This window comes from Campylobacter sp. (assembly GCF_052169515.1).
GTDB lineage: Bacteria > Campylobacterota > Campylobacteria > Campylobacterales > Campylobacteraceae > Campylobacter_A.
The window spans coordinates 19,204-35,270 of the sequence record NZ_JBQNCH010000017.1; the positions used below are offsets into that span (position 1 = coordinate 19,204).

16 protein-coding genes are annotated in these 16,067 nt (G+C 38.9%); 3 read left to right on the forward strand and 13 right to left on the reverse strand.

From position 1 onward, the window contains the following. Window positions 1–167: 167 nt before the first annotated feature. Window positions 168–2,000 (reverse strand): invasion protein CiaB, encoded by a 1,833-nt coding sequence (gene ciaB / locus ACTTKV_RS07160; RefSeq protein WP_442549906.1) that lies wholly within the window; start codon window positions 1,998–2,000, stop codon window positions 168–170. 91 nt (window positions 2,001–2,091) lie between these two features. Between ciaB and ACTTKV_RS07165 the strand changes: the two genes are divergently transcribed. Next, the gene (locus ACTTKV_RS07165) at window positions 2,092–2,505 is read left to right on the forward strand and encodes an acyl-CoA thioesterase (protein ID WP_054197151.1); all 414 of its coding nucleotides are present in this window, start codon (window positions 2,092–2,094) and stop codon (window positions 2,503–2,505) included. Between the two features lie 143 nt (window positions 2,506–2,648). Further along, window positions 2,649–3,287, forward strand: coding sequence for a Crp/Fnr family transcriptional regulator (locus ACTTKV_RS07170; protein ID WP_442549907.1), 639 nt, complete (start codon window positions 2,649–2,651; stop codon window positions 3,285–3,287). A gap of 92 nt (window positions 3,288–3,379) precedes the next feature. Here the strand turns inward: ACTTKV_RS07170 and ACTTKV_RS07175 are convergent, their stop codons facing one another. The 11 genes from ACTTKV_RS07175 to ACTTKV_RS07225 all read right to left on the reverse strand — a co-directional run bounded on the left by ACTTKV_RS07175 (window position 3,380) and on the right by ACTTKV_RS07225 (window position 13,926). After that, window positions 3,380–4,240: a formate/nitrite transporter family protein gene (locus ACTTKV_RS07175; protein ID WP_442549908.1), complete on the reverse strand. Its 861-nt coding sequence runs from the start codon at window positions 4,238–4,240 to the stop codon at window positions 3,380–3,382. 210 nt (window positions 4,241–4,450) lie between these two features. Next, complete coding sequence (locus ACTTKV_RS07180; protein ID WP_442549909.1) at window positions 4,451–4,897, reverse strand: hydrogenase 3 maturation endopeptidase HyCI; 447 nt, start codon at window positions 4,895–4,897, stop codon at window positions 4,451–4,453. Next, on the reverse strand, window positions 4,897–5,241 hold the full coding sequence (locus tag ACTTKV_RS07185) for a formate hydrogenlyase maturation HycH family protein (RefSeq protein ID WP_442549910.1): 345 nt from the start codon (window positions 5,239–5,241) through the stop codon (window positions 4,897–4,899). The genes ACTTKV_RS07180 and ACTTKV_RS07185 overlap by 1 nt, the downstream gene beginning before the upstream one ends. Further along, window positions 5,238–6,062, reverse strand: a complete 825-nt coding sequence (locus tag ACTTKV_RS07190; protein ID WP_442549911.1) for an NADH-quinone oxidoreductase subunit B family protein — start codon at window positions 6,060–6,062, stop codon at window positions 5,238–5,240. The genes ACTTKV_RS07185 and ACTTKV_RS07190 overlap by 4 nt, the downstream gene beginning before the upstream one ends. Next, the gene (locus ACTTKV_RS07195; protein ID WP_442549912.1) at window positions 6,059–6,598 is read right to left on the reverse strand and encodes a formate hydrogenlyase complex iron-sulfur subunit; all 540 of its coding nucleotides are present in this window, start codon (window positions 6,596–6,598) and stop codon (window positions 6,059–6,061) included. The genes ACTTKV_RS07190 and ACTTKV_RS07195 overlap by 4 nt, the downstream gene beginning before the upstream one ends. Continuing rightward, on the reverse strand, window positions 6,595–8,331 hold the full coding sequence (locus ACTTKV_RS07200) for a hydrogenase large subunit (protein WP_442549913.1): 1,737 nt from the start codon (window positions 8,329–8,331) through the stop codon (window positions 6,595–6,597). Before ACTTKV_RS07200 ends, ACTTKV_RS07195 begins: the two co-directional genes overlap by 4 nt. Beyond that, window positions 8,328–9,809, reverse strand: a complete 1,482-nt coding sequence (locus ACTTKV_RS07205; RefSeq protein ID WP_442549914.1) for a hydrogenase 4 subunit F — start codon at window positions 9,807–9,809, stop codon at window positions 8,328–8,330. Before ACTTKV_RS07205 ends, ACTTKV_RS07200 begins: the two co-directional genes overlap by 4 nt. 2 nt (window positions 9,810–9,811) lie before the next feature. Beyond that, window positions 9,812–10,456: a hydrogenase 4 membrane subunit gene (gene hyfE / locus ACTTKV_RS07210; RefSeq protein ID WP_442549915.1), complete on the reverse strand. Its 645-nt coding sequence runs from the start codon at window positions 10,454–10,456 to the stop codon at window positions 9,812–9,814. A gap of 1 nt (window position 10,457) precedes the next feature. Next, entirely contained in the window at window positions 10,458–11,378 is a 921-nt protein-coding gene (locus ACTTKV_RS07215) for a respiratory chain complex I subunit 1 family protein (RefSeq protein ID WP_442549916.1), read from the reverse strand. 9 nt (window positions 11,379–11,387) lie between these two features. Beyond that, on the reverse strand, window positions 11,388–13,355 hold the full coding sequence (locus ACTTKV_RS07220; RefSeq protein WP_442549917.1) for a proton-conducting transporter transmembrane domain-containing protein: 1,968 nt from the start codon (window positions 13,353–13,355) through the stop codon (window positions 11,388–11,390). Between the two features lies 1 nt (window position 13,356). Beyond that, a complete protein-coding gene (locus tag ACTTKV_RS07225; RefSeq protein ID WP_148821461.1) occupies window positions 13,357–13,926 on the reverse strand; it encodes a 4Fe-4S dicluster domain-containing protein in 570 nt (189 codons plus the stop codon). A gap of 458 nt (window positions 13,927–14,384) precedes the next feature. Between ACTTKV_RS07225 and ACTTKV_RS07230 the strand changes: the two genes are divergently transcribed. Beyond that, window positions 14,385–14,672, forward strand: coding sequence for a hypothetical protein (locus ACTTKV_RS07230; protein ID WP_442549918.1), 288 nt, complete (start codon window positions 14,385–14,387; stop codon window positions 14,670–14,672). A 349-nt stretch (window positions 14,673–15,021) separates the two neighbouring features. Here ACTTKV_RS07230 and ACTTKV_RS07235 read toward each other — a convergent pair whose 3' ends face one another. Then, window positions 15,022–16,065 carry a c-type cytochrome gene (locus ACTTKV_RS07235; RefSeq protein WP_442549919.1) on the reverse strand — a complete coding sequence of 348 codons (1,044 nt, stop codon included), beginning with the start codon at window positions 16,063–16,065 and terminating at the stop codon, window positions 15,022–15,024. Window positions 16,066–16,067: the final 2 nt, after the last annotated feature.

The following is a 16,067-nucleotide window of genomic DNA, read 5'->3' on the forward strand; positions in this document are numbered from 1 at the left end:
CTTAAAAAAATAAATAATGTGATCATAAAATCAAATAGAGTAGTAATTATGTCTTCATAAAAACCACTAGCAATAAAATAACTAACAACATACGCACAAAAAAGTACCGATATAAATAAAAAAGATGTTTGATTATCGTTGCTGATTTTATCTATCATTTCTACTCTTTATATAATATTTCCAATTCTTTGTTGCCACCTCTGCCATTCGCCGCTATCATCAATATCATTTCCAATAGCTTCGTATCTAGCGTAAAAATGTTCAACAAATTTTCTAGTCTCTTCATCTTTTGGCAGATAGCTCTGCTCATCTTTTTGGCAAAATTTCTCTAAAAATGTGTTCGCATCATCTTTTTTAGCGTATGTTTGCGCTAGATCGAAGTAGTTTAGCAGGCAAATTTCTTTAAATTTAGCATAAGCTTGCTCGCTCATATCCACACTTAGTTTGCCGTCAAATTTAAGCACTCCGGCCCTAAAAAGTAGGCTAAGATGTATGAGCCCCTCGCAGTAGTACGCCCTAACTTCATCGACCTTTCGCCAAGCGATAAGCCCAACTGCACGAGCTATTAGCTCATGAAAGACAGCCATTTTATACTCCGCCTCTTCGTGCAAGAAAAAATTTACAAGTCCACCAGTTGTCGCCTTATACTCCTCAATAAATTTAAAGACGCCGCTTTTATTCATACTCATCTCAGTATCAAGTCCGATAAAGAGGATGTGCCCAAACTCATGGCCAATGGTTGAGATTTCATAAACTTTTTTCCAAATATTTGGCTTTAAAAATAAAATTTCCCTACCAAAGTCCAAAAACTCTTTGCTAAAAATTTCCGAACTAAGTTTCATAAACGGTTTCGCCTTTGCGCCCTCGTAGACGTGATTTACAAAGGCAAAAATTTTCTTACCGCATTTTGCGCTCACACTCTCATCATTTGGCACGACCTGAGCGCTAAAAAGCCCGTTTAGCTCAGCACCATAGTAGATCATCGGCACACTTATATAAAGCTGCGTCCTAGCGATATTTTCGCTAACTGCCTTGTTTGTTTCAGTATTATCAAACTTGATCTTCTCGCAAACGCTCTCGTAAGTTTTCGCCACTTTTTCTTTAAATTTTAGCTCATCGATGCCATCGCTATCAACAAGCCTAATATCCCACTCAAGTGCAACTGCGTGCGTGTAGGCATCTTCATAGTACTCTAGCGGATGGCCTGGCTGAAGCGCACCTTTTACATCCATCCACGCTATCTCAGCCTCTTGCCAAGCATTTATTACCTTTGAGTTATCCTCTTCACAAAAGGCGTTTTGTAGTTTTTCAAGGTATTTTACATAGGATTTTTGCTCGTCATTTTGGGCTAAATTTCTTAAAATTTCAAGATTTTTTTCAAATACTTTTTTTAGCTCTCTTACTTCATCTTTAAAAGCAAGTGCATAAGGCAAAAAGTTAAATTTCTCGCCATCTTTTACTACTGCACCATAGCTCCTATCAGCTCTTGTGCCATTTGCATCACATTGAAACAAAGCATGCTTGGTGATAAATTCATTTGCCATGCCAAGATCGCTGAATTTAGCCTCAAATTCTTTATTTGTAGTATCAATAATGCGATCCTGCCATGAAATTTGCCACGCATTTAGACTAAGCCCAAGCTCGTGTATTGCTTCTACAAAGGCTTGATTAAACTCATCTAAAATTTTCTCTTCTTTTGCTTTTTTTATAAGCTCTGAGTGCAGATTTTCATATAAATTTCTAACGTAGTTATACATTAAATTTAGTACGTTTTTTTGCTCGTCCTCGCCTAAATTTAGCTTTTTTAGCTCATTTTGAAACGGATCTACTTTGAGATCTACTATTCTTCTTGCAAGGGCTAGTTTTTGGCTTGGTGTGCCAGCAAGACCACAAATTTTAACAGCCTCATTTATGACCTCGTCATCTAAGTTTTTATAAATAGCATTTAACTTGTTTTTTTGCTCTTTTGTAAGTTCATTTAATCTTTTAAAATCATTCATATTTTTATCCCCTGAAGTTGCGAGATTTTAGCATAAAGCATTTAAAATTTGCTACAATCAACCAAAAAATTTAACATCTAAAAGGCAAAAAATGGATATTTTAAAAGATTTTGGTGAGCCACGTATAAAACAAGTCATGCTACCAAAAGATACAAACTCGGCTGGAAATATATTTGGTGGTTGGATAATGAGCCAGATCGACCTTGCAGGCGCTCAGGCTGCAAGAGAAATTTCTCCCGAACGCGTTGTGACGATTTCAATGAAAGAGATCATCTTTAAGCAACCAGTCTTTGTTGGCGACGTACTAAGCTGCTACGCAAAGATCATCGCAGTTGGCAAAACATCGATAACAACACAGATAGAAGTGACTGCGCTGAGGCTAAATGACGGTGGTTTTAGAGAGACTATACACGTTACAAGTGCTATTGCGACCTACGTCAGTGTGACAAAAGATGGACATAAAAAACCTATAGATGAAAATCTAAAAAAACTTCATGGTTTTTAAAAATTTGGTTGCATTTTATGCAACCTTCTTTAAAAATTAATACTACTTTTAAAAATTATTGAAATTTAAAAATTAAAAGGCAAAAATTTCAACTTGATTAAATACTTTCTAAGATAAAATCCAAAACTACTTTTGGGAGAATCATGAAAAAATCACGTTTAGGTCTTTTGCAAACACAAATTTTAGATATCCTAACTCAAACTGAACTTGATAAATTTGAGTATAAAAACCTTCCAAAGACAAGCATAATTTATGCAGAAGAGATTGAAATCATTTTCTTAAAAAGTGGCTGTGCAAAGCTTTCTTTTTTTGAAGACGGGGAAGAATTTATCCTCTACCGCTTAGAGGCAAACAACATCGCTGTTCTTGATGATAATTGTGCATTTGAAATTTTAGAAGATGCCAAAATTTACTCCATAAGCTTAAGTAAGATAGGTGAAATTTTATCAAATATAAAAGTGGTAGATGAAATTTTAAAAGCGGTGCTAAATGCTATCATCGTGCAACGTCAGATAATAAAATCCATACTTTTTGAAGATGCAAAGGGTAGGATTGCAAATTTTTTGATCGAGTTAGCACGCGAACAGGATCTAAAACAAAATGGCTATCATTATGTCTTTTTGCCATTTTCTCTAAAAGTGCTCTCAAGCTTCGTAGGACTTAAGAGGCAAAGTGCTTCAACTGCATTTAATGAACTGATAAAAGATGACATCATAAGAAAAATAACGCCACATGAGTTTTTGATCATAGACTACGAAAAACTAGAAAGTTACACAAACTAAAAATCAAAAATTTTTAATAAAAAAGATAATTGCTAGCAAAAAGAGTAATTTTAAAAGATTAGTCTTTGCCAAGAAGCAAAGACTAAAAATTTTTAAGCTCTTTTTTTCATCTCAAATTTATTAGCCATAAAGCCAACCAAACCAACAAAGAAAACTCCTCCGACAATATTGCCAAGAGTAACCGGTACTAGGTTTTTAACGATGAAATTTCCCCAATTTAACACTTCTAGCTTATCAGCCGTAGTATGAAGCAACGCTGCTGCAGCATTGATATCGCCGGCGCTTGCTGCTATGTAGTGAGCTTTTGAGATGATGGCTTCGGTTATGATGAACATATTTGCCACGCAGTGTTCCATAGAACAAGCGACAAACGCACCAATCATCCACATAATAGCAAAGAATTTACCAGTTAGATTGCTCTCGCTTGTAGCAGTCCAGACAGACATACAGACAAAGACGTTACAAAAGATACCGCGGATAAATAGCTCGTGAAATGGCGCCGTGATCTTACCAATAGCAGCTGGCACGAAGTGTTGTAATATGTAGCCATCATACTTTAGTGGCAAGCCTGAATAGTAGTACATATACGCAATCAGTGCGCCACCAACAAAGTTAAATATCCAAACAATAGCCCAGTATACGATAGTATTACCTAGTTTTAGTTTGCCTTCATATGCGCTAACACCGCTTAAAACAGAGCTTGTAAAGAGGTGACCACCATAAAAAACAACCATCATAAGACCACAACTAAATGTGATACCGCCGATGAAATTTGAAAGACCTATAGACTGGTTTTCAGCCATACCAACTGTTGAGTGAGCCCAAAAAATATCACCCATAGCAATAGCAGCTCCAGCCATGATAGCAAGAAAAATAATACTTGCAAGTGGCATATGAGCTTTGTGCTCCATAGAGCTTGAGACTGCTTGTGCAGTTTCTGCCGGATTTAACATCACATTCTCCTTTTATTTTCAATCTCGCAAATGAGCCAAACTCATCTTTGCGACCAAAGTTTGACACTTTGCAAAATTACTAAAAGCCAAGACTGCTGCTCGCAATTAAAAGCAAATTTTAGCGACTTCTAGCCTAAAATTTTTAGCCAAATTACGAGCAAATTCTACCTTTAGCAACCAAAAAAGATTAAATTTAGTTTCTCGCCAAATTTAACCAACTAAATTTTTATCAATCTCTACAATTCTCAAAAAAGCTTTTCTGGCACTTTTTTTAGCCTGCTCGCTAAGGCCTTCTTCGAAATTTAAGACATTTTCGAGCAAGACACTAATCCCTAAAAAAAGCGTCTTTGGGCAAATTTTACGCAAGTAGCTTAAAAGCACTGGCGTAGGGAGATTGTGAGTCGAGTAGATATAGTCTCTATCGTCGCTTAGATCAAAAAACTCTATCTTATCCTCGCTAAATCCGCTCATCGCATCGACCACTATCAAAATTTCAGGTGCAAATTCTCTAATAGCTGAGAATTCATTCTCAGGCACATCTTGCCCAAAAAAGACCTTCCACTCTTTTAGCTCTGCCTCTACGATGCGGCCGACTTCGTTGCCCACGTCATCGTCACCACGCATTGGGTTGCCGATGCAAAGGATGGCCTTTCTCATCAAAAATCCTTCCTTAGCACGACATATCCCTCTTTTAAATTTGCCAAAATTTCTTTAAGCTTACACTCGCAAAGCTGTGGCAAAAGTCGCACGATATGCTCAGCAAAAATTTCTACTTCGAAATATTTGCTTAAATTTCCGATTTTAAATTTCACATATTCGCCTGAATTTTTGATCATCTCATCAAATTCTTCGTCGCTGATCTCTAAAACCTTCTCACTAAAGTCTATCGTGCCAACGCCGTGTCCCACGCAAGTAGAGAAAATTTTTATCTCCTTTAACTCGCGTGGAAGTTTGTCATTATCGTCCATGTGCCTTTTTGTAAGCTTAAACACTTGTATCATCTTTTGCTCCAAACCTCACTATCAACGTCTATCGCAAAGCTCTTATCAGCTTTTGCATATTTTAGATAGACATCGTTGTGTAAAAGCCCCATGCACTCGGCATATCTTGGGTCTTCCTCTTTTTTGATAGCTGTAAGCACAGCCTCTCTTGAAGCGCTTGGGTTATGGATATCGCTTGAGCCTTTGATAGCGTTCATATATTTTTCAAATAGTGTTCTACCAAAGATATAGCTCATCAGCCTTTTACTCTCAGCCTGCAAGTCGCGCTCAAACAAGATATCTCCCATTACCGACTTCTCAACTGGCGGAGGTGTAGTGCTGTCGTTTTCATAGCTTTTTTTCTGAAGCTTTTGATCGATGATGCCAAGAGCCATTCCAAGACCGTAGATAACGCTTGCTGGGTGCGGAGGGCAGCCTGGGATATAAACATCTACTGGTATGATCTTATCTATACCGCCCCAAACGCTGTAAGCGTCGTGGAAAATTCCACCCGTACTTCCACAAGCACCAAAAGCAACTACGATCTTAGGATCTGGAGCTGCTTCGTAAGCACGAAGTAGTGGGTAGTACATCTGTCTTGTGACTGGGCCTGAGCAGATCAAGATATCAGCGTGTCTTGGGTTTGCTACAAGTTTAAAGCCAAAACGCTCAGGGTCCCACATCGGCGTAATGGCAGCGAAAATTTCGATCTCACAACCGTTGCAGCTTCCGCAGTCGATCCTATAAACGCTAAAGCTTCTTTTGATATTTTTTAAATGCTCTAGCTTTGCAGTTAGGTCATTTGCTGTTTTTATGTCCTCTGGGACTTGATATAGACTCATTTTATAGCCTCCTCAACGCCTTTTGTTAGTCTCTCAGCAGATTTATTTTTCTTGCACTCTGGGCAGATAAAAAGATAGTTCTTAGCCTCTTCAAGCCTGCCTGGAAGTAAATTTGCAGTGCCAAGCTTTTCAAGAGTGAAATTTATAAGCCTTTTTGGCGTAAATGGCTTGCCACAGCATTTGCAAGTTTGCATCTCAAGCTCACCCCTTTGGATAAGAGCGCTCTTGTCAAATTTAACTGCAAGCTCAAAGCTATCGCTTAGGCGAACGGCTCCGGTTGGGCAAACCTCATCGCAGCGACCGCAAAATATGCAGCGACCACAGTCAAATTCCCAAACAAGCTTTGTTTTCTCATTATTCATCTTAAGCTCGATGGCATTACTAGGACAAGCAACACCGCAGGCTGCACAACCTACACAAAGATCATATGTATAGTTTGGCTGACCACGGAAATTTTCAGGCACAATGTATGGCTCAAATGGATAGGCGTATGTCGCCTTTCCATATTTTTCTGTTATGTCAAACAACTTCATCATCTTAAATCCTTTTTGCTAACCCCGCCATCTTGACAGAATTTTTTAAGGTCTTTTTCTGTTAAAATTTTGCTCTTTTTGGTTCTTACATCGACTAATGTAACACGCTCAGTGCATGAGTAGCAAGGGTCAAGCGAACAAACAATAAGTGCTGCGTCACTTATGTTGTTGCCTCTGAATTGATATCTTAGGCTTGGCCAGTTGTTATAAGTAGCCGCTCTACATCTCCAGCGATATACTTTTTGAGCGCTGCCTTGCATGATCCAGTGGACGTTTTCACCGCGTGGTGCTTCGTCGTGACCGAGTGCGAAATTCTCAGGCTTGATCATAGTCACAGGGTCAATCATAATCGGAGTTTGTGGCATTAGCTCAAAGCATTGGCGGATGATGTGAATGGAGCTTTTTAGCTCTTTATATCTAACCATCTCACGAGCAAATACGTCGCAGCCGTGCTCAACTGCTACTTCAAATTCTATCTGTTTGAAGAAGTCGTATGGGTGGTCGTAGCGGTTATCACGTTTAAAGCCAGAGCCTCTCATATTTGGACCAACTGGGCTAAAGTCGCGTGCTACTTGACGGTCAAGCACGCCTACACCTTTCCAGCGTCCGATTTGGCGTTTGTCTTCCATAACTGCGTCCCAAATTTCTGAAATTTGAACGTCAAGTTTATTGATGATCTCGATACCTTTTTTGATCTCGTGATTTGTCATGTCACGTCTTAAGCCGCCCATAACGACGTTGCCGTATGTTTTACGGCCGCCAGTTACTAGTTGAGCTAGCTCCATAGAGTACTCACGCACCCTAAAGATGTGCATGAATGCGTTGTAGTTACCAGTGACCTCACAAGCTAGACCGATATTTAAAAGGTGGCTGTGAAGACGCTCGATCTCAAGACAGATGACGCGTATAGCTTGAGCCCTTAGTGGAATTTCAAGCTTGATAGCTTTTTCTGCTGCTTCGATACAAGCGATAGCGTGAGCATAACCGCAAATTCCGCAAACGCGCTCTGCAAGGTAGCCCATCTGATCGTAGTTCATTCTGTTTTCAGCGAGTTTTTCCATACCGCGGTGTTGATAGAACAAGCGGTAGTCAGCGTCGATGATCTCGTCGCCGTCACAGAAAAGTCTAAAGTGACCAGGCTCGTCTGATGTAACATGTAGTGGTCCAAGTGGCACGTCTACTACTGCATCACCAGTTGGAAATAAAAATTCTGCCTCTGGTTCATCTCTATGGTCAACCGGATCAGGGCGGTAGCGATAATCCATCGCATCTTTTCTAAGTGGGTGAAGTCCGTCTGGCCAGTCATCACTTAAAACTAGACGCCTTTTATCAGGCAAACCTTCGGCTACAAGACCAAACATATCGTAAGCTTCTCTTTCGTACCAAACACAAGCTGGCACTAGCGGGGTAACAGATGGGAATGTCGGATCACTTCCTGGAATAAGCGTTTTAACAGTGATAAAGCACTTATCCTCAGCCGCAAAGTCGTCCGTCTCAGTCATCTTACTACCTTCCATTGAGATAGCGTAGTAAAGCGCATAGCTGCCATTTATCTGGCGCTCGTCATTTGGTATCATCGTGCTTATAAAGCCGCCGATATCATAGTAGAGCGTTTTAACAGCTAAAGGGAGGTCATTTCTATCGACTAACACAGTGATCTGATCGTCTGCTTGACGAGTTACCTCTAAAATTTTTACTTTAGTTTTTAGGATTTCAACAAATTTATCGCCTCTCATTTTAAAGCTCCCATCATTATATTAACACCGTTATCTACTAGCGTATAAAAGCTATCTACATGCCATACGCCAAAGATTATGATAAGGGCACAAAGTGCTATAAGAGGTAAATTCTCTAACAAACTCATCTCTTTGTTGTGAACGATCACACCTTTTGGCTCGCCAAAGCTTGCCATATTAAAGTGTGCAAAGTCAGCTATGAAAATAACTGCAAGTGCAATAGCAAATAGTGCAACTGCGATGTATTGACCGCTTGTGATAGCTCCTACAAAGACATTATATTCGCTAACAAATATAGCAAACGCTGGAACACCAACAAGTGAGCAAACAGCCGCGCCAAACATTATAGTGGTGATCGGTGCGATCTTAACCATGCCGCCCATCTTACTCATATCTTTGTGGCCGTAAATTCTTGCTATATTGCCTGTTGAGCAAAATGCCAAAGCTTTTGTGAAGCTGTGAGCTAAGCAGTGGAATATCGCTGCAAATAGACCAAATTTACCGCCAACACCAAGTGCAAATGCGATAACACCCATGTGAACGATTGAGTGATATGCAAACATTCTTTTTACGTTGTGTTGTCTGATTAGGAAAAATCCCGCTACAAATAGAGTGATAGTTCCTGAAACGATCATTATGCCCTCAACAAAGCTAAATCCAACTGCTTGAGCTGTGATAGCATAGTATCTCAAAAGTGCTAGCATCGCACATTTTAAAAGTACGCCTGAAAGCAAAGCTGAGATAGGTGCTGGACCTTCAGCGTGAACGTCTGGTAGCCAAGTGTGAGTTGGAGCAAGACCAGCTTTTGTACCAAAACCAATTAGTGCAAATACAAAGATAAGTTTTGCCGCATCTGGGTTTAAATTTTTAGCATTTGCCATTATTCCAGAAAATAGCATAGAAGCCTCACCATCTCCTAGAGTGCTAAATGTGGCTGAGTATAAAAGAACAGTCGCATAAAGTGCAAATGCTAGACCGATTGAGCAAAGAACGATGTATTTATAGCCACTCTCTGTTGATTTTTGATCTTTGTGGATAGCGACAAGAAACACTGAAGCTAGTGTTGTTGCCTCAATAGCAGCCCACATAAATGCAACGTTGTTGCAAATAACGCTTAAAGTCATTGTAAAGATAAATACATGGCTTAGTGCATAATATTTTTTAAGATCGCTTAGGTGGATGTGTCCATCTTCAAGCTCCCATCTCATGTAGTGGATAGAGTAGAAATTTACTATAAATCCAGTTACAGCAATAAGCACCAAGAAAACACAGCCCAAACTATCTAAGAACAAAAATTTATCAAAACTATAAAAAGTTCCGCTACTTAAGACTTTAAGAACATTGTTAAGTAAAGCCACCGATGTCGCAGCAGAAAACAAAACATGAAGTCCACTTAATACCGCATAATTTTTAGGACTCAAAAACAAGACCAAAGCACCAAGGAGCGGTAAGATAAGTATTAAAGCTAAACTATCCATCTCTAACCCCTTAAATTTGAAGCTTTAGAAGTATCTAAACTATCATAAGCTTTATAAAATCTAATCGCTAAAATACTCATGATGATAACGGCAAATATCGCATCTGTTAAAATTCCAAGCTCGACTAGCTCATGTGAGTTATAAGCCATTAGAGCAAGGCTTAGGTGGATGCCGTTTTCAAATAAGCAGTAAGCTAGAATTTGTTTTATAAATGAGTTTCTTAGCATGAAGCCAAAAATTCCCATCATAAAGACTGTTCCAGCTGCGATTAGCATGATCTCTTCTTTGATAAGAGAGAATTTTAAAAATATAGGGTGGATACTCATTGAAAGAGCTAGAGAAAATCCCATAGCAATAACAGGGCTTACAAAAAATCCACCAACTGGCTCATCTTCGCTAACTACACCTAGCTTTTTAACAAGCCAGAATAAGATAGCTGGTACAAAAATAACTTTGGTAAAGAACGCAACGATCGCCCAAGTTGTGAGCTGTTCGGCATTAAATTTCTCATATAGCAAGAAAAATATGCTAACTAAAAGCAATGTCTCAACCGCATAAGCGATGATAGAAAGCTTTAAATTTCTAAGACCAAAAACCGCAAGCGAAGTTACGATCATGCAAATTGCTAATGCGTCTAAAGTTTGCATCTCACACTCCTACTACATAAAGTGTTAGTGCAACAAACGAGATAGCAAGTGCACCAAGCGCATTTTTGCGTAAAGATGAAGTCATTTTAAAGCGTGGGCCAAAGTTGTCTATAAAGACAGCTGCTACGTAAAATACTCCGGTTTTTATCACAAAAATGATGATAGCTAAGAAAGGATTGCTAAAATTCCATGGCTCAAATATAGTTAGGAAAAGTCCGATCATAGCAAACTGTTTTAATATAAGTGATGCTTGAACTAAACCAAGGTCGCTACCTGCGTACTCGCCAAGCAAGCCTTCTTGAAGCTCTTGCTCAGCTTCAGCTACGTCAAATGGTTTTCTACCAGTCTCAACGTACATGCACCATAAAAATGCGATAGAAGCTACGGCAAAACTTGGGATCTGATATCCGATAACGCCAGTTTTAACCATCTCTTGGATCTCAATTAAATTTGATGTTTTAGCTGCGAGCATTACGACGATTAGACACATGATCATAACTGGCTCGACATATACACCTAGCATTTGCTCCCTGCCGCCGCCTGTTGCTGCAAATGGGTTGCCGCTATCCATTGAAGCTGCACCAAATACAAATCTAAGTAGTGCACCAAGATAAAGGATCACAAATATATCTGAATATGCTCCAAAAACAGTATCTTTGCTATATATTATAGGTATAGCAGCTAGAACTGCGGCTGAAGTTGCAAAAAGGAAAAATGGAGCCCATCTAAATACCCAGTGTGAGCACTCAGGGACGGTTCTTCCTCTTCTAAAGAGTTTTATAATATCGCGATATGTTTGAAAGAAATCGCTACCTTGTTTTGATTGAAGTTTAGCCCTTAGTTTTCTTGCCATACCATCAAACAAAGGAGCTACCAAAACGATAACGACTACTTGAAAAATCATTAAAAGTATAGTTTGCATTTTCGTCTCCTAAACTAAAAAGTAGCCCACAGCAAGTATGGCACATAGATAAACTAGGATATAAAGCGTATAGACGTTTGTATACCCGCTTTGAACGATTCCAAGCTTATCAGCAAATTTCATACACCATTTAATGACTGGCTCATAAAACATTCCCCACCAGATATCTTTTGGGTGGTTGTGATATTCAACCGCGTCAAAATAATTTCTAGTAACGATCTTTTTATCAGCTCTAAATAGCCATTGCATGATCTTCCTAAGATCACCTGTAAATGGGCCACCTGTCATTTGCATACGTGAGCTATATTTAAAGCCACATGCCCAAGGATCAGTCTCGCGTGGTTTATCTCTGTTTGCTTTCATAACAGCAAGAATGATAAATGGCAAAATCATTGTTGAACAAAGAACCAAAGCAATTAGTGGAGTTGAGATCATACTGCCTATTGGTGAAGTTACGTTTATAGCACCAAGACTAGCTTTATAGTCGCTTATAGCGATAGAATTTACAGCTTGCATGATGTAATCAACTATGTAGTTTGCGCCAAGACCAAAGCCAACGCAACCTATCATTAGGATGATCATGCCAAGAACCATGCCTATTGGGCTCTCTTTAGCATTTTCCCAAATTTTTTGATCTCTTGGAGTGCCTGCAAATATAACAGCGTAAAGCTTGAGGTGCATACCGACCAAAACGCCAGTTAGTGCAAGAGCTACGACACCAAGTGTAAATGCATATCTAACCAATACTCCCTCGCCCATCGCACCTTGAAGCATGCCTTGATATGTAAACCACTCTGAAACAAAGCCGTTTACTGGAGGCAAAGCTGCGATACCCATGATACCTATAAACATACCAAGGCTTGTCCAAGGCATCTTTTTAGCAAGGCCACCAAGGATGTCCATGTTTTGTGTATGAGTAGCGTGGATAACTGAACCTGCGCAAAGAAAAAGTAGACCTTTAAATATAGCGTGGTTAACTACGTGATAGCAACCTGCTAAAAATCCCACTGCTGCTAGTGTTAAATTTCCAGCTGCGACACCATAAATTCCTGTGCCAAGACCTAGCAAGATGATGCCTATGTTCTCAACTGAGTGATAAGCAAGCAAAGCCTTGAAATCGTGTTGGCAAAGAGCGTATAAAACACCAAATAGTGAGCTAGCTGCACCAAGAGCGAGTATTGTAAGACCAAAATATGTGCTAAGTGGCAAGTAAAGCGTAAATTTAACTAGTGTAAATAGAGCAACTTTGATCATAACGCCTGACATAAGAGCTGAAACATTTGATGGTGCTGCTGGGTGAGCTTGTGGGAGCCAAACGTGAAATGGCCACATACCAGCTTTACTACCAAATCCAACCAAAAACAGTATAAATGTAGCAACAGAAGCACCAAATGGCATCTTAACACCCATGAACGCACTAAATTCTGTACTTCCTGCGTAGTAAGCGGTGATAAGCAAACCACAGGTGATACAAAATGCACCGATTTGTGCGATACCAAGATATACCATGACTGCTTTTAAAGTGTTTTTACCATCATTTACTATGATAAGGAACGATGAGATAAGAGTCATAAGCTCCCATAAAACGACAAAGCAAAATACATTATCAGCGCTGATTACTAGAAGCATTGAGAGGATAAATGTATTAAACAAACATGCAAACACACCGACATTTGCTTTTTTGATGTACTCGTCTGCATAGCTCATACCGTAAACGCTACTTGCAAATCCTATGAAAACAACGACAAAGCTAAAAAAATTTCCAAGTGGATTTAGCGCAAATTTTGGCGAATACAAAAAGCCATCCATAAGAGCGAAGCTATCGCTTACTCCCATATTTGCAACAAAGTGACACATCGCATAAAAGCAGCTTAAAGCGCTTAGTCCAAAACCAATCTTTACAGCAGCCTTTGGAGCGCAGTAGAGCAAGATGCTAACGACGGCACTTACAAGAAATAGCATATAAACCGTAGTCATCTTATGCTCCTTGTCCGTTTAAAATTTTAGTAGCAAATTTATTCGCTGCCTCATAATCTATCCTCTTGCCAAGTTTATGCTTACCCTCTTCAGGATCGATCATAACAAGAGCACTCGTCGGACAGACATCAACACAGGCTGGTCCGTTCTCACGACCAAAGCACATATCGCATTTAACAGCGATATTTTTTGCACCTGATTGTGACTCTACCTCAAGGTTATATTTTGGCTCGACAGCGTAATTTACTGAAGGCATAAGCTCCGCACTAGAACTTATCGCACCGTAAGGACAAGCGATCGTGCACATCTTACAGCCTATACAAATTTCCTCGTGAAGCTCGATGCAATTATCATTAAATCGCAACGCTCCAGTTGGGCACACGTTTGCACAAGGGCCATCATCGCATTGTCTGCACTGAGTCGGCATAACACCACTAGCTTCTCTTAACACGCTTAGCCTTGCACGTGATAGTTTGCCTCGTTCATAAGCGCTTTTAAAACATGCAGCCATGCAGGTTGCACATCCTATGCAGCGTTTATAATCGGCAATCACAAATTTATGTTTTTTCATAAATTCCTCCTAACAAACCAAGGCTAAAATGCCTTGCTCACTAATAGGTTGATTGTTAATCACCCAGATAGAGATAGTTAAATTTTTATTTAACATCTCAAACACTCCTTCCTAAATTTCTTGAAACAATTTTATAACTTATCGCAAACAAATTCCGTCATCTACATGACAGAATTTGTATTTTTAAAATTAAATTTTTATTTTATATATTTTTAAGATATACTATTAAATATCGATTTTTAGGTATTAGCATTTTCTAAAGGATAATATTTATTAATAAGACTTTCTTATAAAGAGGAAAAATATCCTAATTAACTTTAATTTTATAAATTAGTTATTTTAGACTCAATTTATCAAACTATAAAAATAAAAAATATGATCATCTTTTATATAACAATGTGGTAAAAATTTAGGAATAAAATTTGCTCTAAAAATTTAAAATCCAAAGGAAAAAGCAGATGAAAATTTCTGAAAATTTATCAAATTTAAAAAACGTTATTAATAAAGCAGCTAAAAATGACCTTGATGCGAGTGCAACTGGAAGCTTTTTACAAAATCTAGAAAAATCCAACAAAGAGACAGAGAAAATTTACAAAAAGCTAGAGGAAGAGCTAAAGAGCGATGCACAAATGTTTAAGCAGTTTGACTTCATGCAGATGATGACAAAGCTCCAATACGGTAAATTAAAGCCAAGCGAACGAGAAGAACTACTTAATAAAATGAGCAAGATTGCCAAGGAAATTTAGAATAAACTTAGCTTGACAGTGGAGCTGAATTTGGCTCTTTTGCGTGAAATTTACCAGTTTCTCGCGTGCTATAAGTACACGATTATGCCATTGTGCTACGTGTATTTTATGTTAAAAAAGTTTATCGCAAATTTTAAAATTTAAGAACGAGCATATCACGGCTCTAAATTTAGTGCTAAACGCAGTGCAGCCTAAATTTAGTAGTCTGTTAAGGCAAGTGAGTAAGATTTTAAAATTTAAAACATATCTTGATCAAATTTACAGAATATAAATTTAAATCTCTACTTATTTTATATATAAATTTACTAGTAAAAAATAGAATTTAAGAGCCAAAAAGGCTCTTAAATTTTTAGTGGAGTTCGCTCCAGACTTTACGTTTCCAAAGCCAAGCAAAAATTCCTAAGATAAAGAAGTAGATCATCGCGTAAAGACCTGTGCTCTCACGCTCAGCCTTTTTGCTGTCGCCTACTTTTTGGATATAAGCCACCACGTCATCCTCAGCAGCTTTGTTTAGACCGACTCTAGGCATAGCTGTGCCTGGAAGCATCTTTTGAGTATCGTTTATAAATTTATGCAAATACTCATCGCCTTTTGAGCGGATCGTTATAGATAGATCAGGTGGGTTTGAGCCCATGTAGCCTGCAAGGCTCACTTTGTTGCTAAGAGTGTATTTTTTGTCGTATTTCATGTCGTGGCATCTTTGACACGCATCTTCAAAGATCTTTGCCTCTGTGATCTTGCCATTTGCCTTTTCATGCTCAGCCGAAACTTGTTTTAAATAAGCCACTATATCAGCGATCTCGGTATTGATGTCGCCACCAGCGCCAAAAAATGCAGTCATCGGATATGGTTGCTCGTCGTTAAATTTATGAGATAGTTTTACGGCCATAGTTGGATTTTTGATGATCGCGGCTAAAAATTTCTCATCATAAATTTTACCAGAAGTACTAAGATCTGGCGGAACAACGCCAAAGCTTTGGCTAGCTGTCTCAGCGTCCATACTAGCTGGCATACCAGCCGCTTCTATGCCGTGACAGCCTGTACATCCAGCTGCCCCAAACGTCTCAGCACCCTTTACTGCGTCGCCTTTTGAAAGGTCTATTGAGTTTATATCAGCCCAAAATGCTGTGTAGTCATCAAGAATTTTTTGTGCCACCTCAACATCTTTTTCGGCTGCTTCTATACTAGCTTTGTTGCCACTAGCTTTTGCTACTTCAAGTGCCTCTTTTTTCTGATCTAAAAAGTACTTTGCATAGTCAGTATCTTCTTTTGAGAAGTTGTACTCAGCATTTGCTGTATGAGGATGAAGCTTTGTATGAGCATAAGGCTCGATACCCCAGTATAAAATGCCTGAAAGAATAACAACAATGGCAAAAATTTTAAGCTCTTTCATGA